At 31.0% G+C, this 26,237-nt stretch carries 30 protein-coding genes; 9 read left to right on the top strand and 21 right to left on the bottom strand.

Going from position 1 to position 26,237, the window contains the following annotated elements; all coding sequences use genetic code 11:
- From VP90_RS06725 to VP90_RS06695, 7 genes are all read left to right on the top strand, one after another.
- Positions 1-969, top strand: coding sequence for a 2OG-Fe(II) oxygenase family protein (locus tag VP90_RS06725; RefSeq protein WP_262590346.1), 969 nt, complete (start codon positions 1-3; stop codon positions 967-969).
- Positions 970-1,023: 54 nt separating this feature from the next.
- On the top strand, positions 1,024-2,175 hold the full coding sequence (gene glpD, locus VP90_RS06720) for a glycerol-3-phosphate dehydrogenase (RefSeq protein WP_262590345.1): 1,152 nt from the start codon (positions 1,024-1,026) through the stop codon (positions 2,173-2,175).
- A 122-nt stretch (positions 2,176-2,297) separates the two neighbouring features.
- Positions 2,298-3,464, top strand: a complete 1,167-nt coding sequence (locus tag VP90_RS06715; protein WP_262590344.1) for an LLM class flavin-dependent oxidoreductase — start codon at positions 2,298-2,300, stop codon at positions 3,462-3,464.
- Positions 3,465-3,467: 3 nt separating this feature from the next.
- Positions 3,468-4,052, top strand: a complete 585-nt coding sequence (locus VP90_RS06710) for an amino acid synthesis family protein (RefSeq protein WP_262590343.1) — start codon at positions 3,468-3,470, stop codon at positions 4,050-4,052.
- A gap of 3 nt (positions 4,053-4,055) precedes the next feature.
- The gene (locus VP90_RS06705) at positions 4,056-4,841 is read left to right on the top strand and encodes an alpha/beta fold hydrolase (protein ID WP_262590342.1); all 786 of its coding nucleotides are present in this window, start codon (positions 4,056-4,058) and stop codon (positions 4,839-4,841) included.
- Positions 4,834-6,315, top strand: a complete 1,482-nt coding sequence (locus tag VP90_RS06700; RefSeq protein ID WP_262590341.1) for an aldehyde dehydrogenase — start codon at positions 4,834-4,836, stop codon at positions 6,313-6,315. The genes VP90_RS06705 and VP90_RS06700 overlap by 8 nt, the downstream gene beginning before the upstream one ends.
- Positions 6,316-6,407: 92 nt before the next feature.
- On the top strand, positions 6,408-7,598 hold the full coding sequence (locus VP90_RS06695) for an ABC transporter substrate-binding protein (RefSeq protein WP_262590340.1): 1,191 nt from the start codon (positions 6,408-6,410) through the stop codon (positions 7,596-7,598).
- A gap of 31 nt (positions 7,599-7,629) precedes the next feature.
- Here VP90_RS06695 and VP90_RS06690 read toward each other — a convergent pair whose 3' ends face one another.
- The 16 genes from VP90_RS06690 to VP90_RS06615 all read right to left on the bottom strand — a co-directional run bounded on the left by VP90_RS06690 (position 7,630) and on the right by VP90_RS06615 (position 21,164).
- Positions 7,630-8,805, bottom strand: a complete 1,176-nt coding sequence (locus VP90_RS06690) for an MFS transporter (RefSeq protein ID WP_262590339.1) — start codon at positions 8,803-8,805, stop codon at positions 7,630-7,632.
- Between the two features lie 74 nt (positions 8,806-8,879).
- Positions 8,880-10,211, bottom strand: a complete 1,332-nt coding sequence (locus VP90_RS06685; RefSeq protein WP_075506298.1) for a branched-chain amino acid ABC transporter permease — start codon at positions 10,209-10,211, stop codon at positions 8,880-8,882.
- 35 nt (positions 10,212-10,246) lie between these two features.
- On the bottom strand, positions 10,247-11,257 hold the full coding sequence (locus VP90_RS06680) for a branched-chain amino acid ABC transporter permease (RefSeq protein ID WP_262590338.1): 1,011 nt from the start codon (positions 11,255-11,257) through the stop codon (positions 10,247-10,249).
- A gap of 1 nt (position 11,258) precedes the next feature.
- Positions 11,259-11,966 (bottom strand): ABC transporter ATP-binding protein, encoded by a 708-nt coding sequence (locus tag VP90_RS06675; protein WP_262590337.1) that lies wholly within the window; start codon positions 11,964-11,966, stop codon positions 11,259-11,261.
- Complete coding sequence (locus VP90_RS06670) at positions 11,966-12,754, bottom strand: ABC transporter ATP-binding protein (RefSeq protein ID WP_262590336.1); 789 nt, start codon at positions 12,752-12,754, stop codon at positions 11,966-11,968. Before VP90_RS06670 ends, VP90_RS06675 begins: the two co-directional genes overlap by 1 nt.
- On the bottom strand, positions 12,755-13,522 hold the full coding sequence (locus VP90_RS06665) for a pyrroline-5-carboxylate reductase (RefSeq protein ID WP_262590335.1): 768 nt from the start codon (positions 13,520-13,522) through the stop codon (positions 12,755-12,757).
- 34 nt (positions 13,523-13,556) lie between these two features.
- The gene (gene glaH, locus VP90_RS06660) at positions 13,557-14,468 is read right to left on the bottom strand and encodes a glutarate dioxygenase GlaH (protein ID WP_262590334.1); all 912 of its coding nucleotides are present in this window, start codon (positions 14,466-14,468) and stop codon (positions 13,557-13,559) included.
- Between the two features lie 40 nt (positions 14,469-14,508).
- On the bottom strand, positions 14,509-14,832 hold the full coding sequence (locus tag VP90_RS06655; RefSeq protein WP_262590333.1) for an AzlD domain-containing protein: 324 nt from the start codon (positions 14,830-14,832) through the stop codon (positions 14,509-14,511).
- The gene (locus tag VP90_RS06650; protein ID WP_262590332.1) at positions 14,822-15,526 is read right to left on the bottom strand and encodes an AzlC family ABC transporter permease; all 705 of its coding nucleotides are present in this window, start codon (positions 15,524-15,526) and stop codon (positions 14,822-14,824) included. The genes VP90_RS06655 and VP90_RS06650 overlap by 11 nt, the downstream gene beginning before the upstream one ends.
- Positions 15,526-16,311: an ABC transporter ATP-binding protein gene (locus VP90_RS06645; RefSeq protein ID WP_262590331.1), complete on the bottom strand. Its 786-nt coding sequence runs from the start codon at positions 16,309-16,311 to the stop codon at positions 15,526-15,528. Before VP90_RS06645 ends, VP90_RS06650 begins: the two co-directional genes overlap by 1 nt.
- The gene (locus tag VP90_RS06640) at positions 16,311-17,051 is read right to left on the bottom strand and encodes an ABC transporter ATP-binding protein (protein ID WP_023854239.1); all 741 of its coding nucleotides are present in this window, start codon (positions 17,049-17,051) and stop codon (positions 16,311-16,313) included. Before VP90_RS06640 ends, VP90_RS06645 begins: the two co-directional genes overlap by 1 nt.
- The gene (locus tag VP90_RS06635) at positions 17,048-18,100 is read right to left on the bottom strand and encodes a branched-chain amino acid ABC transporter permease (protein WP_075506244.1); all 1,053 of its coding nucleotides are present in this window, start codon (positions 18,098-18,100) and stop codon (positions 17,048-17,050) included. Before VP90_RS06635 ends, VP90_RS06640 begins: the two co-directional genes overlap by 4 nt.
- Positions 18,087-18,269, bottom strand: a complete 183-nt coding sequence (locus VP90_RS06630; RefSeq protein ID WP_262590330.1) for a hypothetical protein — start codon at positions 18,267-18,269, stop codon at positions 18,087-18,089. The genes VP90_RS06635 and VP90_RS06630 overlap by 14 nt, the downstream gene beginning before the upstream one ends.
- A complete protein-coding gene (locus VP90_RS06625; RefSeq protein WP_075506246.1) occupies positions 18,266-19,159 on the bottom strand; it encodes a branched-chain amino acid ABC transporter permease in 894 nt (297 codons plus the stop codon). The genes VP90_RS06630 and VP90_RS06625 overlap by 4 nt, the downstream gene beginning before the upstream one ends.
- A gap of 63 nt (positions 19,160-19,222) precedes the next feature.
- On the bottom strand, positions 19,223-20,461 hold the full coding sequence (locus VP90_RS06620) for an amino acid ABC transporter substrate-binding protein (protein WP_075506247.1): 1,239 nt from the start codon (positions 20,459-20,461) through the stop codon (positions 19,223-19,225).
- Positions 20,462-20,549: 88 nt separating this feature from the next.
- A complete protein-coding gene (locus VP90_RS06615) occupies positions 20,550-21,164 on the bottom strand; it encodes a LysE family translocator (RefSeq protein ID WP_075506248.1) in 615 nt (204 codons plus the stop codon).
- Between the two features lie 122 nt (positions 21,165-21,286).
- Between VP90_RS06615 and VP90_RS06610 the strand changes: the two genes are divergently transcribed.
- The gene (locus VP90_RS06610; RefSeq protein WP_075506249.1) at positions 21,287-21,583 is read left to right on the top strand and encodes a TIGR03643 family protein; all 297 of its coding nucleotides are present in this window, start codon (positions 21,287-21,289) and stop codon (positions 21,581-21,583) included.
- A gap of 3 nt (positions 21,584-21,586) precedes the next feature.
- Positions 21,587-21,844 (top strand): glutaredoxin 3, encoded by a 258-nt coding sequence (grxC, locus tag VP90_RS06605; protein ID WP_075506250.1) that lies wholly within the window; start codon positions 21,587-21,589, stop codon positions 21,842-21,844.
- 8 nt (positions 21,845-21,852) lie between these two features.
- Here the strand turns inward: grxC and msrB are convergent, their stop codons facing one another.
- Genes msrB through VP90_RS06580 form a run of 5 tightly spaced genes read right to left on the bottom strand, consistent with a single transcriptional unit; the run spans position 21,853 to position 26,207 of the window.
- On the bottom strand, positions 21,853-22,227 hold the full coding sequence (msrB, locus tag VP90_RS06600) for a peptide-methionine (R)-S-oxide reductase MsrB (protein ID WP_075506251.1): 375 nt from the start codon (positions 22,225-22,227) through the stop codon (positions 21,853-21,855).
- Positions 22,228-22,229: 2 nt separating this feature from the next.
- Complete coding sequence (locus VP90_RS06595; protein WP_262590329.1) at positions 22,230-23,123, bottom strand: histone deacetylase family protein; 894 nt, start codon at positions 23,121-23,123, stop codon at positions 22,230-22,232.
- A 2-nt stretch (positions 23,124-23,125) separates the two neighbouring features.
- A complete protein-coding gene (locus tag VP90_RS06590) occupies positions 23,126-24,076 on the bottom strand; it encodes a D-2-hydroxyacid dehydrogenase family protein (protein WP_262590328.1) in 951 nt (316 codons plus the stop codon).
- Positions 24,069-24,938, bottom strand: a complete 870-nt coding sequence (locus VP90_RS06585; RefSeq protein WP_262590327.1) for a DMT family transporter — start codon at positions 24,936-24,938, stop codon at positions 24,069-24,071. The genes VP90_RS06590 and VP90_RS06585 overlap by 8 nt, the downstream gene beginning before the upstream one ends.
- 27 nt (positions 24,939-24,965) lie before the next feature.
- A complete protein-coding gene (locus VP90_RS06580) occupies positions 24,966-26,207 on the bottom strand; it encodes an NAD(P)/FAD-dependent oxidoreductase (RefSeq protein ID WP_262590326.1) in 1,242 nt (413 codons plus the stop codon).
- Between the last annotated feature and the right edge of the window lie 30 nt (positions 26,208-26,237).

Raw genomic sequence — 26,237 nt, 5'->3', positions numbered from 1 at the left:
GTGTCTAAAAATTATATTCCAACAATTAATATCACTTCGCTAATTAAAAATAATTTTGAAACTCAAAGTGCCTATAAAAAAATTAAAGAAATTGAAAAAGCTTGTGTAAATATAGGTTTTTTCCAAGTGACTGGACATGGACTTAATTTGAAAGAAATTAAGAAAATATGTGGAATAGGTAATAAATTCTTCAATTTATCAGACAGTAAAAAAAAGAAACTATCACCAAAAAAATGGAATAAAAAAAATAAAAATCTCTATAGAGGATATTTTCCAAGTGACGTAAATGGTAAAGAAGGATTGGATATAGGAGATTTAAAAGTTACCAAGAAATATTCAACAAAAACCAAAAACCAATACATTGAATATTTAGATCTAAATACATGTTTTAACAAAAATTCTATTGAGGCCTTAAATAAATATTTCGAAAATATTTATAATTTAAGTGAAACTTTGTTTAAAAGTGTCATTAAATTAAACAAACTTAATCCAGATCTTTCAAGAAAAGCATTTTCAAGATTAAAAACACTAAGCACTTTAAGGTTTAATTATTATCCAAATCAAACGAAGCCAGTAGAAATTTCAAAACAAGATGGGGTTGCACTTGGATGTGAAACGCATGTTGATAGTGGAATATTTACAGTTCTATACCAAGATAAAAAAGGTGGTCTTCAGGTACAGAATAGAAAAACAAAAAAATGGCATGATGTACCATTTAACAAAAAAGCTTTGGTCGTAAATACGGGAAGAGCTTTAGAATTTTTAAGTAAAGGTAAATTTAAAGCTACAAACCACAGAGTGCTATGGAATAAAAGCAAGAGACTTTCTGTTCCATTCTTCTTTGAACCCTCTTATGACTTTAAAATGAATAAATCTTTCCTTAATTCCAAAAAATATTCTAACACAGGTCAGATTTACGAAAAATTTCTAAATCAATCTTTGAAAAAATTTATTGAATATCAACGTTAGAATAATTTAAGTCGTTGAAAATTTATAATTACATTTTATAAACAATCTAATTAAATGTCTAAAGTATTTGATTTATTCATAATTGGTGGTGGTATTAATGGAGCTGGTATCGCAAGAGATGCCGCTGGTAGAGGTATGTCAGTATGTTTAGCTGATAAAGGAGAAATAGGAGGTGCAACTTCCTCTTGGTCAACAAAATTAATTCATGGTGGTCTTCGTTATCTAGAAAATTACGAATTTAAATTAGTAAGAGAGTCTCTTAAAGAAAGAGAAATTGTTTACAAAATTGCAAAAAAAATCTCAAAACCAATTCCATTTATTATTCCTCATACTGATAAAATTAGACCAGCATGGTTAATTAAATTTGGTTTGCTTTTGTATGATAATTTAGGTGGGAAAACTAGTATTCCAAAATCAAAAACATTAGATCTTAATAAAAAATTTCCAAATATTCTTAAGGAGAAATACAAAACTGGTTTTCAATATTATGATATTCAAATTGATGATAAAAAATTAACAAAACTAAATGCTCAAGATGCAAAAAAAAATAAAGCCAAAATACTAGAATACAATAAAGTTAAAAAAGCTGAAATTATTAATAATGAATGGGTCATTAGTCTTCAAAATAGAAAAAAAATAAAATCAAAAGTTTTAATCAATGCATCAGGACCATGGATAAATGAAACTTTGCATAAAAATATAAAAATAAAATCTAAAAATAAAATCAGATTAGTTAAAGGTAGTCACATAATTACAAAGAAATTATATAAAGAAGATGTTGCATTTACATTTCAAAATATAGATAAAAGAATAATTTTTGTAATTCCCTACAAAAAGAAATTTTCATTAATTGGAACAACTGAAGTAGAGGTTAAATCCCCAGAAAATACTGTAATATCAAAACAAGAAACTCAATATTTAATTCGATCAGTAAATAATTATTTAAAAAAACAAATAAGCAAAAAAGATATAGTTGATACTTATTCAGGAATAAGACCTCTAATAGAGGATTTTAAAGAGGCCTCAAAAGTTACAAGGGATTATGTTTTTGATTTAAACATTGTAAAAAAATTACCTCTTTTAAACATTTATGGAGGAAAACTTACTACATACAGAAAGCTGTCTGAAAAAGTCCTATTAGATCTTAAAAAGTTTTTACCCAAAACAAAAAAAGGTCCATGGACAGATAAAAAGAAGCTTTTTTAGATTTCCACTGCTATTAAAAAGTGATATCGTTATTTATAAAGCGATACATAACTCGTCGTTTAAATCAAAGATTTACGAAAGTGGGATCGGTCGTCTTTAAATTAATTTTTAAAGGAGGCTTTATGAACTTTGGATATTTTTGTAATACTACCAACTGGGATAAGAAACCTTATACTCAGCTTTTAGACGAAGCTAGAGAAATCACAGAATATTGCGACCAAAATAATTGGAATTCTATTTGGTACACAGAACATCATTTTAATCATGAGGGGATGGAGTCCTGTACTAATCCTTTAATGATGTGTACAGATGCTGCGGCCAGAACTAAAAATATTCGTTTAGGGCAAGCATGTAACGTAATCACATTTCATAATCCAATAAGACTTGCCGAAGATATCGCTACACTCGACCAAATGTCTAAAGGTAGAGTTGAGGTCGGTATTGGTAGAGGTGTTTACGGTAGAGAAGCAATCAACATGAATAAAGAAGCTGACCTAAAAGATCAGGCAAAAAATTTTAGACTTTTTTCAGAAACATTAGAAATAATGAAAAAAGCATGGTCTGAAGACTTTTTCTCTCATCAAGGAGAATTTTATACTTATCCATCTCCTAATTTTATTTGGCAACACGACATGAGTCCTCCCAAAGAAAATGTTGTGGATTTAAAAACAAACGAACTAAAACAAATATCTGTATTACCAAAACCTTATCAGAAACCATTTCCACCAATATCACAAGTAGTTGATGGAGAAAGATCAATTCAGTGGGCAGCAGAAAATGGACTTAATACAATTATGTGGATCCCAACTGTAAAAGCTTTGAAAAAAAGATTTGAAATTTTTAAAGAAGCAAAATCTAAAGCTGAAAACAGAGATGTTCCTTTAGGTGAAGGTATAAGTTTGGTTAGAGACATGTTTGTTGCAGAAACTATGGAAGAGGCAGAAAAAATGGCTGGAGAACATATTGTAAATTATATGAGATGGGTCTGCCATTGGAGGGGATTAGGAAACCATATGGATCCAGATGAAAAGTTGCCTGAGACTAAAAATAAATTGGATTTATTAAATTATGAATTTCTTCATAAAAGAAATCTTTTATTTGGAACACCTGAGTTTGTAATAGAAAAAATAAACGAACTTCAGCAAGAATTAAATCTTCAAAATTTACAAGTTTGGTCTAACTTTCCTGGTATCAAACATGAAGACTGTATGAGAAGCATCAAATTATTTACAGAAGAAGTAATTCCAAATATAAAACCTATTAATTCTAATATACAAAAAGCTAGTTAACATATGGATCTAAAACTTAGAAAATTTGCAAAATTTGTAGATAAAACATTTATTGAAGGTGGAAAAAAAGCAAATGAACCTGTTTTGTTAGTTTCTGTTGCAGCTGTTATAGAAAATCCTTGGGCTGGAAAAGGTTTTGTAGAAGATTTAAAAGCAGAAATATTAGATCTTGCACCTCAATTAGGAGACCTTTTGGTACCAGAATTAATCAAAGAAATTGGATCAGGTGAAAAAATTTTAGCCTACGGTAAGGCAGCGATGGTAGGATTAAATGGTGAAATAGAACACGCCTCTGCATTTATTCATACTCTTAGATTTGGAAATAAATTTAGAGACGCTGTCGGTGGAACTTCTTATTTAAGCTTTACAAATACAAGAGGTCCTGCAGGAGCAAAAATTTCAATTCCAATGATGCATAAAACTGATGCTGGATTAAGACCTTTTTATTTAACCCATGAATTTACTATTCATGATGCGCCTAATGAAGATGAAATAGTTGTTGCTATAGGTGGAGCTCCAACGGGAAGAGCTCATGCAAGAACTGGTGATCGATATCAAGATATGAAAGAGATGGGCATTGATAATTAATTGATGTCTTATAATTTTGATACTAATCAAAATCATTATTATTTTAATAATAAAAATTCTTTACCTTTGATCTTTATTCATGGTGTTGGTTTAAATCAACAAATGTGGAAACCACAAATTGAATTTTTCAAGGACAATTCATTTATAACTTACGATCTTTTAGGACATGGGAAAACACCCTTTAAAGAGCCAAATTTATCAATGGAAAATTTTACCAACCAATTGTCAAATCTAGTAAATAACTTAAAAATAGAGAAATTTAATTTAATTGGATTTTCTATTGGATCATTAATAGCAATAGAATTTGCATCAAAATTTGAAAATTATTTAAATTCCTTAACATTGATTTCCACTACATACAAAAGGACAGATTTGGAAAGACAAAATGTTGTTGATAGGGTCAATTTAGCAAAAAAAAATATGCCTATTTCTCAAATGGCAATGAAGAGATGGTTTTCAGATAAGTACCTTGAACAAAATCCTGAATTATATGATGAGTTTATGAAAATTCTTAACAAAAAGGGAAACGACCAAGAAAATTTTATAAAAGCTTATGAGTTATTTGCGAATTACAAAGATAATCTTGAAAATGTAAAAAATATTAAAACTAATACATTAATAATTACAGGCTCAGATGATCCAGGATCTACACCTGATATGTCTAAAAATTTAAATAAAGATATTCAAAACTCAACATATATTGAAATTAAAAACGGAAAGCATTTGTGTACTATTGAATATGCAGACGAAGTAAATAATGCAATAATGAAACATATAAATAATGTCTAAATTAAAAAAATATCAAATGTTTATAGATGGTGAGTGGGTAGACTCTGATACAAAAAAAACTTTTGAAACTTTAAATCCAGAAGATAATAAGCCATGGGCTGTAGTTCCAGAAGCTAGTGCAAACGATGTAGACAGAGCTGTAAAAGCTGCGCAAAAAGCTTTTGAAGGTGAATGGCCAAAAATGCTTGCAAGAGATAGAGCAAAATTTTTAAGAGCTATTGGAAACAAGCTTAGAGAGAATTCTGAATTGCTAGGTAAGATTGAAACAATTGATACAGGAAAATTGTACAGAGAAACTTATCAACAAGCAAAATACATTGCTGAATATTATGATTATTACGCAGGATTAGCTGACAAAGTTGAGGGAACAGTTCTTCCAATAGATAAACCAAATATTCAAGCAATCACAACTAGAATTCCAATAGGAGTTATTGCAGCTATCATTCCTTGGAATTCTCAAATGTTTTTAACTGCAACAAAAGTTGCTCCTGCTTTGGCTATGGGTAATACGGTAGTAATCAAATGTTCTGAATTAGCTCCAGCAACAATGTTTGAATTTGCAAAACTTGTTGAGGAAACTGGAATACCTAAAGGTGTAATTAATGTAGTTTCTGGTTTTGGAGATCCATGTGGTAAAGCATTGACTACTCATAACTTAGTTGAGAAAGTTGCTTTTACTGGAGGACCTGAAACAGCAAGACATATAATTAGAAATTCTGCTGAGAATTTATCTGAAGTAAGTTTAGAGTTAGGAGGAAAAAGTCCTGTTGCAGTCTTTGATGATGCTAAACAAGAAAATGCTATTAATGGAATTACTGCTGGAATATTTGGAGCTAGCGGTCAAAGTTGTATAGCAGGTTCAAGATTATATTTACAAAAAGGAATTTATAACGAATTTTTAGACAAGTTAGCAGCTAGAGCAGAAAAAATTAAAATTGGCACTCCAATGGACTCTAATACTGAGATGGGTCCATTAAGTAACTTTAAACAATTAGAGGTAATAGAAAAAAATATTAAATTAACTATTGAACAAGGTGGTAAAATTAAATGTGGAGGTAAAAGACATTCTTTTTCAAATGAAGGTTATTATTTTCCTCCAACAATTATTGAATGTGAAAATCATAACTTACCAGTAGCTGAAAATGAATTATTTGGTCCAGTATTATCCGTTATGAAATTTGATACTGAAGAGGAAGTGATAAAATTAATGAATGATAATCAATACGGTCTTTCTTCAGGTGTGTACACCAGTGATCTTGCAAGAGGCATGAGAGTATCCAATGCTATTAGAGCAGGAATTACTTTTGTAAACACTTACAGATTAATTTCACCGTCAGCTCCATTTGGAGGTATCAAGGATAGTGGATACGGTAAAGAGGCAGGAATTGACTCAATTAAAGATTACACAAGAGTAAAAACAACTTGGTTCTACACATCAGATGAACCATCTTTAGACCCATTCTCTATTAGATAATAGTTTAAAATAAGCCAATTTTGTCATTGAATATTCAGATTATTCATACTTAAATTAGATTTTATAAATTGTTAACAATAAAGAGGAAGATAATGAGAAAACTATTTATCGCTGCATTTATGTTTGTATCAAGCTTTGGTTCAAACGTTATGGCAGACGGACATTCGATCAAAATGGGAATCATTTTAGGATTTACAGGTCCTATTGAATCTCTTACTCCAGCTATGGCTGCATCTGCAGAGCTTGCATTTAAAGAAGCTTCAGATTCAGGTTCATTACTTGGTGGAAAAAAAATTGAAGCAATGAGAGCAGACTCAACTTGTGTTGACTCAGCAGCAGCAACAGCAGCAGCTGAAGGTTTAATTTCAGGTGGTGTAGCTGCAATTATGGGAGCTGACTGCTCAGGTGTAACAGGTGCTATTGCAACAAATGTTGCTGTACCAAACGGTGTAGTAATGATTTCACCTTCAGCAACTTCTCCAGGATTAACTACTCTAGATGATAATGGATATTTCTTTAGAACTGCTCCTTCAGATGCTAGAGGTGGTCAAATCTTAGCTGACATTACTAAAGACAGAAAAGTAAAAAGTGTTGCAATTACTTATACTAACAATGACTATGGAAAAGGTTTAGCTGATGTTTATAAAGCAGCAGTTGAAGCTCATGGTATTAAAGTTACAACTGTAACTGCTCATGAAGATGGTAAAGCAGATTACTCATCAGAAGTAGCAACTCTTGCTTCTGCTGGTGGTGATGCAGTAGCAGTTATTGGTTATCTTGACCAAGGAGGAAAAGGAATTATTCAGGCATCTTTAGATTCTGGTGCATTTGATACTTTCGTTTTATCAGATGGTATGATTGGTCAATCATTAGTTGATACATTTGGTAAAGACTTGAGCAAATCATTTGGATCTCTACCAGGTTCTACTGGCAAAGGTGCTGGCGTATTTGCAGAAGTTGCAAAAGCTGGTGGTATAGATTCATCTGGTCCCTACACTGGAGAGTCTTACGATGCAGCTGCTTTAATCGTTCTTGCAATGCAAGCGGGTAACTCTGCTGATAGAGCATCTATTGCAAAAAATGTAATGGATGTTGCTAACGCTCCTGGTACTAAAATCTACCCAGGTGAATTAAAGAAAGGTCTAGACTTACTAGCAAAAGGTAAAAAGATAAACTACGAAGGTGCTACTGGAGTATCTTTTACTGAAGTTGGTGAAGCTGAAGGTTCTTTCTTAGAGCAAGAAGTTAAAGGCGGAAAATTCAAAACTAAAAAACAAAGATAATTTAAATCTTATTTTAAAAAGCCCTGGTAAATTAGTTTGCTGGGGCTTTTTTTATATCTGCTCTTAAAATTACAAATAAAATAATTATCAAAAAAGGAATACACATAAAATTTACTATTTTCCAACTCAACAATGAAATTAAAATTCCTGCTGATAAACTTCCAATTGCTGTAGCAGAAAAAACTATTAGATCATTAAACCCTTGGGCTTTAAATTTTTCTTGCTCATTGTAAGTGGTTACTAACAAGCTAGTTCCTGAGATATATAGAAAATTCCATCCTATACCTAAAAATATCAATGAGGCAAAATAATTTATAAAAGTCGGTTCAAATAAGCTTAATGATATTGTCAAAGCATAAAAAAATACTCCCATGTACATTATATTTGAAAAACCAAATCTCTTTATTAGATTACCTGTGAACAATGATGGAAGAAACATTCCAAGTACGTGAAATTGGATAACCAATCCAACTTTGTCTACACTTAATTTATGAACATAATGCATACTAATTGGAGTAGCTGTCATTAAAAATGCCATAACCACATAGCCAAAAGTAGCAGCTACCATTGCTTGTAAAAATTTTGGATCAGAAACAAATTCTTTGTAAGTCCTAACATTGGAATATGTTGAATTATTTTTGTTAATAATTTTTGAATTTTTATAAAAACTTAAAAAAATTGCAGGCATAATAGTAAGACATGCTAATGCGATATACGATCCAACATAAACATGATCGCTAATTAAATCTTTTGTTTTATTTGCTAAGGTAATTCCTATGAATGCAGAGACAATTCCAGCTAACAAAAGCATAGAAACTGCCTTGGGTGCTTTATCTTTTTCAACTGTTTCAGCTGCTGCAAATCTATACTGATGTATGAAAGCCATTCCAGTGCCAAGCAAAAAACAAGAAAATGAAAATATTATAAAGCTATTAACGAAAATTGAGTAAGCAGCAAGTAAACAAGCTAAAGAGCTACCTATAGATGCCAAAACAAAACCTAAACGTCTGCCAATAATTGACATAACTTTCGCAGCAAAAATAGTAGAGATTGCTATACCAACTACATAAATTGAAGGAGGAAAAGTAGCTAATGATTTAATAGTTGAAAGCTGACTCCCGATTATTCCACTTAAAAAAACTGTTACATTGGCTGCTGTGAAACCAAAAACCTGGCTTGAAATAAGAAGAGAAAGATTTCTTTTCATTAAAACATATACTTGTCAGCCATATACATAGCCCAAGCAATAGCAGCACCTAAAATAATATATTTCATGTTTAATTATTTTATTTCTATTTTTTCTGGAAGTATACCTTTAGGTCGGTACCTCATTATGAATAACAAACCTAAACCCATCAATAAAAATCTAAAATAAGGAACACTTTCAATAAGATGAGCTTTGATAGCATTTGTTTCAGGAATACCTGCTGTAAAGAAGTTAATTAAAAACATTGAAATTGGTGCTGCTTCGATCCATAAAAACCATACAACAAAGCCACCTAAAATTGCACCAAAGTTGTTTCCACTTCCTCCAACTATGACCATTACCCAAATTAAGAATGTATATCTCATTGGTCTATAACTTCCTGGTGTAAATAATCCATCCTGAGTTACTAGCATTGCTCCTGCAATTCCAACAATTGCTGAACCTAAAATAAATATTAGCAAATGTTGTTTCACAACATTTTTACCCATAGCATTTGCTGCTTCTTCATTATCTCTTATTGCTCTCATCATTCTTCCCCATGGAGAATAAAGAGCTTTCTGCGTAAGAATTAAAAGTATTATAACGACAACTAAAAATAAACCTGAGTAACAAAGTTTAACAAATATTGAAGAGCCCTCTATTACGAATTGATTTAACGCTGCTTGTCTTTCGGATAAATCAGTAATTAGATCTAACTTACTAGATTTAAACTTTTCTACTAAATTTATAAACCAATCAGTGGTCTGCAGATCGACCTCATATGGAGCTGGCCTCTTTAAGCCAATAACATTTTTAACACCTCTAGTTAACCAGTCCTCATGCTTAATTATTGCTATTACAATTTCTGAAATCAATAGTGTTGCAATTGCTAGATAATCAGCTCTCAAACCTAAAGCAACTTTTCCAACTATAAAGGCTAAACCTCCAGCAAATAATGCACCTACGATCCAGGAGAAAATGATAGGTAAACCAAACCCACCGAGAAAACCAGTAGTTGCAGGATTTACAGCTTCAATTTTTTCAATACCTGGTTCTGCTGTAACTCTGATAATTATGATAGCTGCAATAATTAGAGCTGCAATACTGTAAGTTCTTAATTTTGATTTTTCAAAATTTTTCAAAATAAATCTGATAACTAAAACCATTACAATGATGAGCCATAAGCACATTAAAATATCAAATCCACCAGCTCTCCATGCTTCTTGAACTGGATCAACTGAAATTATTACTGCAGCAAGACCCCCTAAAGCAGTGTATCCCATTATTCCAAAATTAATTAAACCAGCATAACCCCATTGTATATTTGCACCCATGGTCATAACTGCTGAAATTAAGCAAAGATTAAATATTGATAAAGCGATATTCCATGATTGAAAAATTCCAACTAATAGGATTAGAACCATCATGATACTGTATGCTGCAATAACGTTTAAATTTTTTCTCACAATACTTTCCCTTTGAATATCCCTGATGGTCTATAAAGTAACACAATCACCAAGATTGAAAATGAAACTGCAAATTTGTAATCTGTCGAAAGTAATTGAACTAAGCCCTCTGGCTCCATACTTTCAGATAATATGTACATAAAAAATTTCTTATATGCATATGTTAATAAAATTTCTGAAAAAGCAATCACATAGCCACCTAAAAATGCACCGAAAGGATTTCCAATTCCTCCAACGATTGCTGCAGCAAAAATAGGAAGCATATTATTAAAGTAAGTGAAAGGTTTAAAACTTTTATCTAAACCATACAAAGCTCCTCCAATAGTAGCTAAAATTCCTGCAATTACCCAAGTTACCAATACTATTTTTTTAGGATCTATTCCTGAAAGCAAAGCAAGATCTTCGTTATCAGAGTAAGCTTTCATGCTTTTTCCTGTTTTAGTTTTATTTAAAAACCAGAATAATAAAGAGACTAAAACTATTGTAACAAAAATAGTAATGACCTGAGTAGATTTAAGGGCAAGTCCTTCGTTTAAACCTGTCATTTCTTTAAATTCTCTAGCCTTGATAATAAATTTTTCTCCATCAAAAAACCTTCTATCTCCTGGACCTATTATAATTCTAACAACTGCTTGAGTTACAAACATCACACCAATACTAACCATAGCAAACTGAACTGGTGGACTTTTTTGAGTTCTGTAATACTTGAAAACAAATTTATCAATTGTAAGCATGTATAAAATCATAAATAAAATACCAAATGGAAGAGCGATTAATGCTGTAGGCAGAACTCCAAGAGAAATACCTAAAGATTGAAAATACCAAGTGAATAAAATTGTCATCATGGTTCCAAATGACATCATGTCTCCAGTTGCAAAATTAGCAAATCTCAGAATTCCATAAATTAGAGTAACGAAAATTGCACCCAAAGCTAATTGAGAACCATAAGTAAGTCCTGGAATAAAAATATAATTTAGTAAAAGAATTATTGCATTAATAAGATCCATACTATCCTCCTAAGAAAGAGCTTCTTACTCTTGGATCGTTCAATAATTCTTTGCCAGTCCCTGAATAACGATTTTCTCCAGTAACTAATACATAGCCTCTATCAGAAATATTTAATGCTTGTTTAGCATTTTGTTCTACCATTAAAATAGCAACATTAGTTCTTTTTACTTTAACGATATGATCAAACAATTCATCCATAACAATTGGTGATACCCCTGCAGTTGGTTCATCTAACATTAGTACTGTTGGTTTAATCATTAACGCTCTTCCAAGTGCAACTTGTTGTCTTTGACCACCAGATAATTCACCTACCATTTGGTTTCTTTTTTCTCTAAGGATTGGAAATAGTTCGTAAATTTCCTCAATAATATTTTTTATCTCAGAGTTTACTAAAAAGGCGCCCATTTCCAAATTTTCCTCAACGGTCATTCCCGCAAAAACATTTTTTGTTTGAGGAACAAATGAAATTCCTTGTTTAACTCGATCTTGTGGAGAAAGTTTTGAAATATCTTTACCGTCAATTTTAACTGATCCAGATTTCAAATTTAATAAACCTAACATTGCTTTCATAGCTGTAGATTTTCCAGCTCCATTAGGACCTAGAATAGAAACAATTTCTCCTTTATTTACTTCAACAGAACAAGAATTAATTATATCTGGTCCATTTCCATAACCACCAGTCATCTCTATTCCTTCAAAATATGCCATTAAACTTCATCCTTTAATTTTGATCCTCTGCCAAGATAACTTTCTATTACCTTTTCATCTTTTTTAGCTTCCTCAACAGAACCCTCAAATAAAACTGAGCCTTCAGCCATAACAATTACAGGATCACATAATCTTCCTATAAAATCCATATCATGCTCAATCATGCAAAAAGTATAACCTTTTTCTTTATTTAGCTTTTCGATTGCAGTGCCGAGATCTTTTAATAAAGTTCTATTTACCCCTGCTCCCACTTCATCCAATAACACCAATTTTGCATCAACCATCATGGTTCTTCCAAGCTCTAACAATTTTTTTTGTCCCCCAGAAAGATTACCTGCAAGCTCATTTGACAGATGTCCTAAATTTAAAAATTCAACTACTTCTTTTGCTTTTTCTTTAACTTCTGCTTCCTCTTTTGCAACTAACCCTGGTTTAAATAATGCTGTCATTAGCTTTTCACCTGATTGATTTCCTGGAACCATCATTAAGTTTTCTAGAACAGACAAATTTGAAAACTCATGTGCTATTTGAAAAGTTCTAAGTAATCCTTTTGAAAATAATTCGTAAGATGGAACATCTGTGATATTTTCTTCATCAAATGTTACACTCCCACCTGAAGATTTTAAATTTCCAGCAATTAAATTAAATAAAGTTGTTTTACCAGATCCATTTGGACCAATTATACCTGTGATAGTTCCTCTTTTAACTTTAATAGAACAATCAGAAACTGCAGCAAGTCCTCCAAAATACTTTGATAAATTATTTATCTCTAAAATATTTTCAGACATTTATTTATCTAATCTTTTATAAATACTATTTAAAGTTTTCTCTAATGATTTATAAAAACCAGCTTTTGTCAATTCATTGACACCCTGCTCGTTTAATCCCTTAGGTGTTTGCGATTCTTTAACTAACTCTCTTAAGTTTTCTTTAGAATGTATAACAGCATCTTCTGACAAAGCTAAAAACAAAGAAGTTATATATTTTTGAGCATTATTTCTTTTTACCCCTTTTTTAACTAACCAATCAGACATTACTCTTTGCATTTCATAAAAAGGTGCCATCATTCCAGAAGTAGACCAAAAGTTTATTGAAGATTTTTCATTTTTGATTTCTACAGTAGTTCCTAAATGATTAAAAAAAGCTTTCACTTTTAAATTCGGAGGACAAATTGGAACTGGTCCTTTCTTTAATGATATTGGTGGCAAAGGAATTGCTCTTACTATTTTTGCTTTTACTTTAATGGCTTTTTTTAACTGTGATAGAGTTATTGTAGATATAAAGCTAACAATTGTTTGACTAGACTTAAATTTTAAATCTTTAATTATCTTCTCTCCCACCGTAGGTGTTATAGATAAAAATACCCAATTAGATTGATCAACAATTTGCTGATTATCTTTAGCAATAACTATTTTTTTGAACTTTTTTTTTAAACTTTTGGCAATCTGTTTATTCCTTGGAGAAATTATTATTTTTTTAAATTTGAGATTAGATTTACATATTCCAGTTATTACTGAAGATGCAATTTTACCCGTACCAATAAAACCTAAAATCATAATATTTTGATTACTTTATATTGATTATATTGAATTAATTAACAAAAAAAGAACCTCTAATCCGCAACAATTCTCTGCTTAATTCTTTATTTTCTTTAAAAGGTTTTCTTCCATGAAGCCAAAAATAATTGTTTGCAATTATAGAACAACCAACCGGTAGCTTTGTAATTACTTTATTTTCACTTCCTTCCAGAGCATCAGATAATCTTTGTAAAAAATTACCCTGTTCCATGTTTTTTGGTTCAGGAAATTGGTCAATATATGAAATATGTGGTCTTCCTTTATCATCTGAAGAAAAAACTGGATGCTCAACTTTATAATCTACATTTTTACTCTTAGGTGAGCTCCAAAGAAAATCTTGTTTACCTACAGGATCATTTGATAGTTCTTTGCAATGTTCCCAATCATCTAAATGCAACATAGCAGTTTCTCCACCTTCTACGTTTTCTTCTTCTAACTTTGTCATAATTAACCAGTCTGTAATTTCCTTAACATAAGTTCCATCTGTATGAAGATCCATATTACGGTAAGCTTTTCTTAAATAAGAGTCACTCGCGTCTTCGTGTTTAACATGGAAACGAGCATAGTATTTTCCTGCCATTGAGTCATGGTTAGGATTTCCAATTAAATAGGCAATGGCAGTTGATAATTTTACTAAAAATTTATCATTAATTTTTGGTGAAATATTTTTTGGTCCAATTATAAAACAACCAGTTGAACGATCTCTAATTATTGAGTTCATTAGTTTACTAAGTTTATTTTCTGTTAAATCATCTAAACTTTTTGCTATTGTAAACCTTGTAAAAGGCTTTAGTTCTAAAGCTGTTAAGTCGAATTTATTAAATGGAAAAACTAATTTCTTAATAATCTCATCAGCAATTTTAATATTCAAAATTCTTTTTGATTTATCATGTTCTTGAATTTCTAAACCAGGTATTTTTTCCATAAGAAACTTTAAGTTAACTTTTTTAATAAATCAATTTTATTTAGAAATAATTAACTAATATTGCCATACTTATGGCAGAGAAAATTGTGGGATAAACATAATTTTTTTTAGAAATAAAAAAAACAATTAAGGATAGTACAACAACAACAAATCTTACTAAGTAGCTTGAGTCATCCATTACACCAACTGGAAAAATTATTGTTCTTGCAATTAGAGCTGCTAAAGTTGCATAAGCTAAACAGTTGAACCATTTAAATATCTTAGAAGTTTCTTTAATACCCTCTGAGCTTACTGCCCCAAGAAATCTTGATAAAAAAGTTGCAAGGGATGTCACTAAAATTGCTAAAACGATACTAGTTGACATTTTTTTCTCCCACTAAATAAGCAATAGTCCCACCAACTACTCCACCTAATAAAATAGACCATTCTGGTGAAAAAAAATAAAAAATAGGTCCCAAAATAATTCCAAGTAAAACTGATAAAGTAACTTGTCTTGTCTTAGACGCTCCTACCATCATGCATAAAAAATAAACAGGATTTAAAATAGCTAAACCCATCATCATTTCTTTGTTTAAATATTCTGAAAAATAGAAACCTATTAAAGTCCCAATTACAGCAACACTCCAAGTTGCGCTTCCGATCCCTATCCAATAATCAATTCTATATTTTTCTGGAATAGTCTTATAATTACTCTTCATAATCAGCCAAGCTGATACAGCTATGAAATGGCATGAAAAATAATATTTCCACTTTGGTTGATCCTCATGCATCATTAATGGAAACAAAGAAACAGCCATTGGGTATAAACGAGCATTAACAAACCATACTGCTAGAAAAATATTTAATAAAGAAGCACCAACCAATAAAGACTCTGCCATAACTAGAGATCCTGGCAATGCATAAGTCAGCATGGTAGAAAAAATGCTTTCTTGAATATTGAAGCCAAGATTTTTTAAAAGAGCTCCTATAGCAATAAAACAACAACCTAAAGCTATTGCTGGGCTATCGTGAGCTAGTATTGATTTATAGCCTTTAAAAAAGAAATCTTTATTTATCATTAGCCACCAAGGAATAGTCTACCAACATCAGGGTTTTGCAATAACTCATCCCCTTTGCCAGCAATTGCAGTTTGTCCAGATACTAATACATATCCAATGTCTGCAAATTCTAGTCCTTTTTTGGCATTTTGTTCAACTAATATAATAGTTTTCTTTTCATTTTGTTGAAGATCTCTCAAAATTTCAAAAACCATGTCAATATATCTTGGTTCTAAACCAATTGAAGGTTCATCAACTAATAGAACGGATGGTTTCATAACTAAAGCTCTAGAGATTTCTAACAATCTTCTTTCACCACCTGATAAAACTTTAGCAGGCTGATTTCTTCTATTTCTTAATCTCTCGTATTTTTCTAAAATTCTTTCAGCTTCTTCAAAAGACTCTTCCGTTTTATCTTTAATATATCCACCCATTAATAAGTTTTCTTCAACTGTCATATCTGGGAATACAGAATTGTCTTGTAAGATATATGCGATTCCAACTGATTTTAATTTTTCAGCTGGTGTAAGATTTGTAATTTCTTTTCCTTCTATTTCAATTTGACCAGAGAAAATGTTTGTAAATCCATAAATTGAGTGAAGAATTGTAGATTTACCAGCTCCGTTTGGTCCAATCAAACACAATGATTGTGCTTTGTTCACGAATAAATCAAAATTATGTAAAATTTCCATTTTACCATACCCAGCATTTAAATTTTTAATTGTCAGATGTATTTCATTTGGAGATAATTTTTTTAAATCTTCTGGTGTTGGAGCTTTTCCTAAAACTTCATATTGATTTGACATTATTGGGCTCCTAGGTATGCATCGATAACACGCTTATCGTTTTTAATTTCATCTGGTGAACCATTTGCTAACATTTTACCGTGAGCTAAACAAAATATATTCTCCGCTAATTGCATGATCACTCTCATATTGTGTTCAATAACTAAAAGAGTGATACCAAAATCTTGATTTACTTTTATCAATCTATCAATAATTCCATTGATTAAAGTTGGATTTATTCCTGCTGTTGGTTCATCTAGTAAAAGCATTTCTGGTTCATTCATTAATGCCATAGCAAGTTCTAAAAGTTTTTGTTGTCCAAAAGATAAATCACCTGCTCTAAGTTTTCTCTTTTGATATAAACCAACAAAATTTAGTAAATTTTCTGCTTTTTCTGTAAGCTCTTGAGGTATTTTTGAAAACAGTTTTAATATATTTTCATCACTACCCTTATGGCTAATTAGCATATTATCAATGCAGTTCAGTTTTCCATATATTCTTGTTTGTTGAAATGTTCTTAATAAACCTAGCTTTGCTATTACGGGAACAGGAAGTTCAGAAACTTCTTTTCCATTAAATTTAATTGAACCCTGGTCTATTGGATAAGTGCCTACAATTGAATTAAATAAAGTTGTTTTTCCTGATCCATTTGGGCCAATTAATCCCACTATTTTACCTTTTTCAACTGACATGGAGATATCAACATTAGCTTTTACTCCTCCAAAAGATTTACTAACATTATTAACTTCTAAAATACTCATTTTATCTCTACCTGAGCCTTTCGATCAGCTTCATCAACTACCTCTCCAAATCTGTGAGGATATTTTTCTCTTAACCATCCCATTAATCCCTCAGGGAAATAAATGACAATCACCACAATTAATACGCCCAAGGCTACATACTGCCAGCCTAGGAAGAATGTCCAAAATCCTTCTTTAAAAATATGGAATATTGTTGCACCGATAACTGGTCCCCAAAGAGTTCCTTTACCACCTAATATTGCCATTAAAACCATGAAAACTCCCATTTCTCTTCCATCAAAAGCAACATCTGTTGAGTCGATATATCCAACTAGTCCACCCATTATTCCTCCAGCTAAACCACAGAAAAATGCAGAAATCATCCAACCAATAATTTTATATTTCATTGTTGCAATTCCCATAGCTTCAGCCTTGTCTTCATTGTCTCTGATTGCATTAAGGATTAACTTAAATCTAGTAGAGTAAATCGCTTTCACAGTTATAAATGTCAAAACTAAAACTATAAAACTTAAAAAGTAAAAGAATTCTCCTCTAGCTTCTAAGCCTCCTACATTAGGAAATGGTGGAGTTGTAAAACCTTGTCCTGCTCCAATAATTTCAATTCCTCCAGAAATTTCACCAGCAGCTACTCCTAATCCTAGAGTACAAATAGCAAAATAGTGGCCTCTCAATCCTAATATTGCATAACCAATTAAACCAGCAACAATAGTTGGAACCACTGCGGCAACAACAAGTCCCATTGCCATACCTTGGAAAAATTGGGTAGGAGTATGTACAAATGTTTTTTCACCACCACTTTCTGTCCACTCTGCTAATGGAAAAAACATTCCAACTTGAACTGAAGCACACAAATACATACCCAGTCCATAGAACAAAATATTTCCAAATGTATTGTATCCCATCTCCCCTCCTTGGATATTCCAAGTAGTTGCAAGAACAATTAGAATACAAAGAATAGATAATTGAACTTTAAATGCTGGAAATATAAATGGTGCTGCTAAACCAAATATTAAAATTCCTATATAAAGTATTAAATTATTTTTGTTCATATAGACTATTAATTTTTTCTCTGAAATTTTGATCAACTGTAAAATAATGACCATCTTCATCATGTACACTTGAGCCTGATGAATGATATTCATCTAAGTGTTTTTTAAATTTATCTATATCAACTTCAACTGATTGACCTTGATTATCATTAATTTTAACTTTCCTCATTTTAAGTACTCTCTTTTTCTTGAAAGTTTAAATCTTCGATAAACTAAAATTAAAACTAGTAATAAAAATACTGATCCAATTCTAAATTCTGTTCCTAAAATATAATCTGCAAATTCCTCAAAAACTCCTAATCCCATTCCTGACATAGCAACACCTGGTAAGTTTCCTAAACCAGCAACAATAACAATCATAAAAGATCTAATCGTATAAGGTAAACCCATATAAGGATGAATAGTGAATGTTATAGAGATTAAAGCTCCAGCTACACCACATAAAGCAGCATTAATTCCAAAAGTTGCTGCGTATACTTTTTCAGTATCTACACCTAAAATTTTTGCAGCACGTGCATTTTGAGCAGTTGCTCTAATTGCTCGTCCAAGCTTAGATTTTTTCATATAAATCACTAAGCAAACTGCAAATAAAATACTGATAAATGCTGAAAATATTTTTGAATTAGGAAGAACAACATTATTATCAAACAACATTGTTGTACCGTAATGAGAGTTTGCAAGCACAACATCTGCACCAAATGCAAAGTTCATTAATTGCATGAATAAAATACTTATTCCAAAGGTAGCTAAAATTGAGATAAATAAATCTCTATCGACTACTTTATTTATAACCAGTTTATAAATCGCAATACCTACGAAATACATTATAATTGGAGCAACAATTACTCCCCATGCTGGATGAATACCGTAAAGATACATAAAGTACGCAATGTATCCTCCTAATATAACAAGATCTCCTTGAGCAATATTAATTATGTTCATAACACCCCATTGAAGTGCCATTCCATAAGCAATTAATGCGAACAATACTCCTAAAAGAATACCATCCAAGCAAGCTTGAACAGTTATCATTGGGTATTGAAATACAAGAAAATCCATAAAATCTTTTTTGGTTTATATAAAAAAAAGCCCCCTATTACCAGGGGGCTCAATTTTTAATTATTATCTTTCAGACCACTTAGGCATTGGGTGAATTAACTTAGCAGATGCCCATTTTAATGGAGCAACAACTTTGTTTTCACACTTACCAGCATCATCACACATTACTTGGAAAAGTACCATTGGCTTATCAACGTTCTGACCGCCAGGTGCAAATTTAATATTTCCATAGAATGTTTGCATGTTAGTAGCTGCAAGAGCATCTCTTACTTTCTTTTGATCAAAAGAATTGGCTCTTTCAAATGCATCTTTGAACACCAATAACGCAGCCGAAGACTCAGCAGATTGGTATGGTGGATCATATCCAAACTCTTTCTCAAAGTCTGCAGCATAGGTCATTCCATCTTTAAAGAAATCATCTTTATAAGTCAGAGATTTATGCCATTGAGAAGCACATAGTGCATACTGAGAATTAGCACCATGTTGTTTTGATAATTTCGCTGCATCACAGTGAGTCATAGCCAACATTGGAACATCAACCTTCATTTCAGCAATTTGTCTTACTGCAGTCAATGCACCTTTAGTATGACCTGATACAACTAAAACATCTGGTTTCATTTGTTTAACTTTAACCAAAGTTGCAGCCATATCATTTAACTCTTTAGGCAGTTTGTCATCGATGATGATTTCAGATCCAGTTCTTTCTGCGGCATCTAAAATACCTAATCTAACATCCTGTGAAAAAGCATCTTGTTCAAATGCTTGAGCAATTCTTACTGGTTTTCCACCATTTAGCTCAACTGCTGTTTCAATTGCTACATCAAGATATAAGTTTGCCGGAGCTAATACTGCAAATAGATATTTGTAACCTTTGGTAAACAAAGATCTAGAAGCACCATTCGCCTCTACCATTGGAACACCATATTTTTCAGTTACAGGTGCAATAGCTTTTGTAAGACCTGAACTGTATGGGCCAAGCATAAACTCAACACCATCTTGTGAAATTAATCTTTCTGCAAGCTGTGCAGCTCTCTTAGGGTTTGATTCATCATCGTAATAGATAATGTCAAACTTATAAGTTTTTCCACCAACTTTTACACCACCCATGCTATTAATTCTGTCAACGGCCATGTTATAACCATTTTGAGTATGAACACCATTTGATGAGTACTTACCAGTTAAGGAAATTGCAGCACCTAAAATAATTTTGTCACCAACTACTTTTGCAAAAGATGCAACAGAAGTTGAAAATAAAATTACTAATGCAGAAACAAAACTTAAAATTATTTTATTTAACTTCATTTTATTTCCCCTTTAATTAATTAATTAATGACTAATTAAATAAACAATTTTCACACAATGCAAGTAGGAATAAAGACTTAGTATGAGTTTAATACTGTTGTGTAATAACAATAATTCCAGCAATAATGACTAAAACACTCGCTGAAATTGTATTAATAGTTTTCGGATTTGCAGTAATCCATTTAATCAATTTTTGTGCAAGTATTGCATAACCAATCAGAGATAAAAAATCTAACACAATGTAAGTTGTAATTAAAATTATAAATTGACTTAAAAGATTAGAACTAAAATCAATAAATTGTGGAAATATAAAAGGAAAAAACATCCAAGCTTTAGGACTGGTTCCTGCAACTAAAAATCCATCTCTAAAAAAAGATAAATTACTTTTTGTGACTTCTTCCTTATCTTTTAAATTTTTTGGACGAGACTTATAAATATCATAAGCAAGATATAAAATGTAAAGAACTCCAATCCATTTAAAAATATTAAGGATTAATGAATTTTCTGAAAAAAAAGAACCTATTACAAAAATTACCAAAGTAGCTTGAATTAAATTTGCAGTAACATCTCCAAGCGCTGACCAAACACATTTCCCTACACCATAATTCATTGAGTAAGAAATTATAACTATTCTAGGAGTGCCGGGAGTAATGAATAAAAAAATAATGATTTGTAAATAAAGTATGAATTCTAAAGGAAGCATATTTTTAGAGAAGATAGTCCTTAAAAACCGGGAGCTAAAGATGGCTAAGAAGGACTATCTAAATCATAATATCAGAGGGTAAAAAAAATGCATTAAATTTTTTTTTCAAATATAAAGGATTTATGAAAAAAAAAGGCTACACCCCAGTAACTAAAGTTAAAAATCCTGAACCCAGTATTGATGACCCAGACTGGGTAATTTGGGCGGCATGGGCAGACAGAATTACTTTTGAGGAAATTGAGAAAAAAACGGGGAAGCGAGAATCTGATGTAATTAAAATTATGAGAAGATCTTTAAAACCATCGTCATTTAGATTGTGGAGAAAAAGAGTAAATCAAAAAAGTATCAAACATAGAAAAAAATTTGAATATTCTAGAAAAGAAATCACTAGTAAAATTAAAAAAGGTGACTATCTATAAGTTATGAAAAAAATTACCATGTATACTGGCCCCCTATGTAACTATTGTGAGGCTGCAAAAAGATTATTAACAAGAAACAATGCTCCATATAATGAAATTGATATTTCAAAAGTTGAAGGTGCAATGGATGAAATGATAAAAAAAGCAAATGGAAAAAGAACAATTCCACAAATTTTTTTTGATGAGCAGCATATAGGTGGCTATGATGAAGTAAGGGCTCTAGAAAAAGAAAATAAACTTCAAGATTTATTAAAAAATTAAAATTATTTTTAAGCTTTTGGTTTAAAAACTAAACAGACACCATTATTGCAATATCTTTTTCCAGTTGGCTCTGGACCATCATCGAATATATGTCCGTGGTGACCACCACATTTTTTACAATGATACTCTGTTCTTCCATAACCTAAATGATAATCTGTTTTTGTTTCAAAAACATCTGGTAAAGATTCATAAAAAGATGGCCAACCAGATCCACTTTCATATTTAGTATTTGAGTCAAATAACTTCTCACCACAATTTGCACAATGAAAACTTCCTTCTCTTTTTTCATGATTAAGTTCACTTGATCCAGCAAGTTCTGTGCCTTCCTCAAATAAAATTAATTTCTGTTCAGCGGTTAGGTTGGGGTTAATTTTTTTTGTCATATTCAAATATACTTAGCACAAGTTTGATGCAACAAAGAGTGCAATTCCACTAATTTTTCAAAATCTTTATTGTATCCTCCTCCTAAAACTCCACAAAAAGGTATTCTTTTTGAATAAAAATTTTCTACAACAAGCTCATCTCTCAACTTTACACCTTGATCAGAAATATTTAATTTTCCTAATCGATCATTAAAATGAATATCTACTCCTGCGATATAAAATACAAAATCAAAATTTTCTTGATTTAACTCTGTTAAATAGTGCTTTAAAGTTTTGATGTAAATATCATCCTCTGTGTTGTCTTCTAACTCTACATCTAAATCACTAATAGATTTTTTTGCAGGATAATTAGTTTTTGAATGCATACTAAATGTAAAAACGTTTCTATTTTCTTTAAAAATATCTGAATTGCCATTTCCTTGATGAACATCAAGATCTACAATTAAAATTCTATTGGCCAGACCCCTGTTAAGTAAATAATGAGCTGCAACTGCTACATCATTAAATACACAGTAACCAGCACCACCATTGTAATTTGCGTGGTGACTCCCTCCAGCCGTATTACAAGAAATTCCATAATTAATTGCAAGTTTTGATGCCAACACAGTACCCCCTGTTGCAACCAAAGATCTCTTAACAACACTATCTACCAAAGGAAAACCTATTTTTTTAACACCATCTTTATCTAAAGTTTTATTTTTGATATCACTTATATATTTTTCAGAGTGAGCAAACTTTAATGTTTCAGATGAGCATGGATAAGGTTTGTGAAACTTTTTGACTACATTTTTTTTAATTAAATAATTTGCAAGTTCACTAAATTTATTTATTGGAAATTTATGATCATCTCCAATTTTTGCAAAATAATCTTCGTGATTTACAACTGGTAACTCCATGGCTACTCTAAAACTCTAATTGGCTTTCCATTAACACAAGCCTCTAATCCCTCAATCATTTGATTGTAAAAAATACTGTAATTTTCTGCTGTTACATATCCTATATGTGGAGTTAACAAAGCGTTAGGTAAAAATCTTAATTTATTATTTTCAGGCAAAGGTTCTTTTTCATAAACATCGATTCCAGCTCCAGCAATTACATTAGTTGATAATGCTATAATTAAATCATCTTCATTAACTATTGGACCTCTCGAAGTATTAATTAAAAAAGCTGTCTTCTTCATATTGTCTAACTCTTTTAATGTTATGCAATCTTTATATCTCTCTCCACCTTGCACATGAATAGATAAAACATCTGAGTTCTTAATCAAATCATCTTTGCTACATGGCAAGACATCTAGCTCTTTGCATTTATCTAAACTTAAATTTTCACTCCAAGCCATAACTTGCATTCCAAAAGCTTTTCCAATTTTTGCAACTTCACTTCCTACTCTTCCCAATCCTATTAATCCTAATATTTTTCCTTTTAGCTCAACACCAATAGTAGTTTGCCAGTATCCTTGATACATATTATCAAACTCTTCTTTAAAATTTCTAGCTAAGCCAAGAATTAATGCCCAAGTTAGTTCAGGAGTAGGATTGATATTAATATCTGTCCCACAAACTATAATTTTTCTTTTTTTAGCAGCTTCTAGGTCTATAGATCTATTTCTTAATCCACTTGTGATAACAAATTTTAAATCACTTAAATTATCAATTAGATTTTTTGTAATTGGAGTTCTTTCCCTCATTATCAAAAGAGCCTCAAAATCAGCTAATTGATCAATAGCATCTGCCTCATCTACGAAAGGTTCACTGAAAATTTTAAATTCATATTTTCCAGATAATTTTTCTAAATCAACAAATTGTTGAGCAACATTTTGGTAATCATCTAATATAGCTACTTTAAGCATTTTTAATTTTTTTGTTTGATAAAAATAGACCTAATATAATTAAAATAGACCCAATTAAATGAAAAAATAAAAATTTTTCATTAAAAAGTATGATTGCAAAAATTGTACTGAATAAAGGAATTAATGATAAAAAAATTCCTGCCCGATTGGCTCCAATAATCGCCACAGCACCTGCCCAACAATAGTAAGAGCCAATACTTGGAAACAAAGCAATATAAAATAAAATATAAAAAAAGTTACTATTTATCTCTACAACTTTATCTTGAATTATATCGATAAAAAATAAAGGCAAAAGAAATATTAGGCCAAACGTGCATATGATTTGCACAAGGGCAAGTAGAGAAACATCAAAATTTCTTTTTCTTAAATATGCTGAATAAACTCCCCATGCAATTATCGCACCTATCATAAATAAATCTCCTTTATTAAAATTTAAAGAAAGCAAAATATTAAGATCCAATCGTGTGATAATAGCTAAAATACCTAATACAGAAATAAACAGGCCTGATAATTGAAAAATATTTGTTTTTTCAATTTTTAACAAAAAACAAACTAAAATTATTGTAACTGGTATTGCAGTATTAAAAAGAGATGCATTGATTACTTGGGTATGATTTAAAGCATTATAAGTAAATGAAGTAAATATACAAACACTGGTAAAACCAAGGATAAAAAATAAAGATAAATTTTCTTTAATTTTATACTTTAATTTAAATATTTCCTGATACGTAAAGGGAAATAAAATTATCCATACAAAACACCATCTTAAAAATGAAAGAGTATTTGGTGGTATGTTTTGGAAGTATGCAAACTTCGCAATTGTAAAATTGCCTGCCCAAAATAATGTTGCACAAACCAACATTAAATATGCTTTGGCGTTCTGACCCACTTAACTAAATCTTAACGAACTGTAAGGTTTTAAATCTAAGTTTGTATTTTCGTTCGCAATCATTCCTGAAACAATCTTTCCAGAAATTGGGCCTAAAGTCCATCCTAAATGATGATGTCCAAAACAATAATAAACATTTTTATAATTTTTTGATGGCCCCATGACAGGTAAAAAGTCTGGTAAAGTTGGTCTAAATCCTAACCACTCATCCTCATGCTCGGGTAAATCACCAAGCATATATTTTGCATTATTAATTAAATTTTTAACTCTAGATTTTGACAAAGGATTTTCTAATCCACCAAATTCAACTGTACCCACTACTCTTAATCCTTGTTCCATTGGTGTAATTCCAAAACCACGGTTTGAAAATATTACTGGTCGGCTTAATAAATGATCACAGTTTTTAAAATGAACATGATATCCTCTTTCAGTATCTAGAGGAATTTGTTCATCTAAATTGTCAGTCAATTTTTTAGAAAAAGCGCCACAAGCAATTACTGCTTTATCAAAAACATAACTTTGTGTTTCAGTTTTAAAAATAGGTTTTTCATCATCAAATTTTATATCTTTAATATTTACTTTGTTAAACTTTCCACCTTTTTGCAAAAATAGATCAAATAATTTTAAAAGGATTCTTTTTGGATTTCGAGCATGTCTTGCATAAGGATAGTAAACTCCAGCATGATAGAAAGGTTTAATATGGGGTTCTAAATCATGAATTTCAGCTTTATTAACTAGTTGCTGCTTTACTCCCAATTCATCTCTAACTCTTATTTCTAATTCCCTACTTTTTAGATCTTGATCATTCCAGATATAAAGTATTCCTTTGTTTTCCACTAATCCTTCAAGATCTATTTCATCAAATAATTCATCATACGCCGGTAGAGCTAAATCTAAAATTTGATGCATATTTTTTGCAGTATGCATCATCTTAGTTTTTGTAGTGTTCATGATAAATTTCATGAACCATGGAATCATTTTTGGAACGTAATTCCATTTTAAAGCTAGAGGACCAGTTGAACTTAATAACATAGCCGGAACATCCGCTAAGACATCAGTTCTATTTAAAGAAAGTGAAGCATAAGGCGAAAAATGTCCTGCATTTCCATAAGAGGCTGCTTGGCTTCCTGGATTATCTCTATCAAATATTGTTACATTAAATCCCTTTTTTTGAAGGAACAATGCATTTGATACACCTTGAATACCTGCACCAACTATTCCAACCTTAATGTTCTTATTCATATGAACGTTATACAATTAAAAAATTAAAGT

The organism is Candidatus Pelagibacter ubique HIMB140 (assembly GCF_025558165.1).
In the GTDB taxonomy this organism is placed as follows: Bacteria; Pseudomonadota; Alphaproteobacteria; order Pelagibacterales; family Pelagibacteraceae; genus Pelagibacter; species Pelagibacter ubique_T.
The sequence above is the reverse complement of the archived record's forward strand: the minus strand, read 5'-3'. Positions and strand labels throughout refer to the sequence as shown.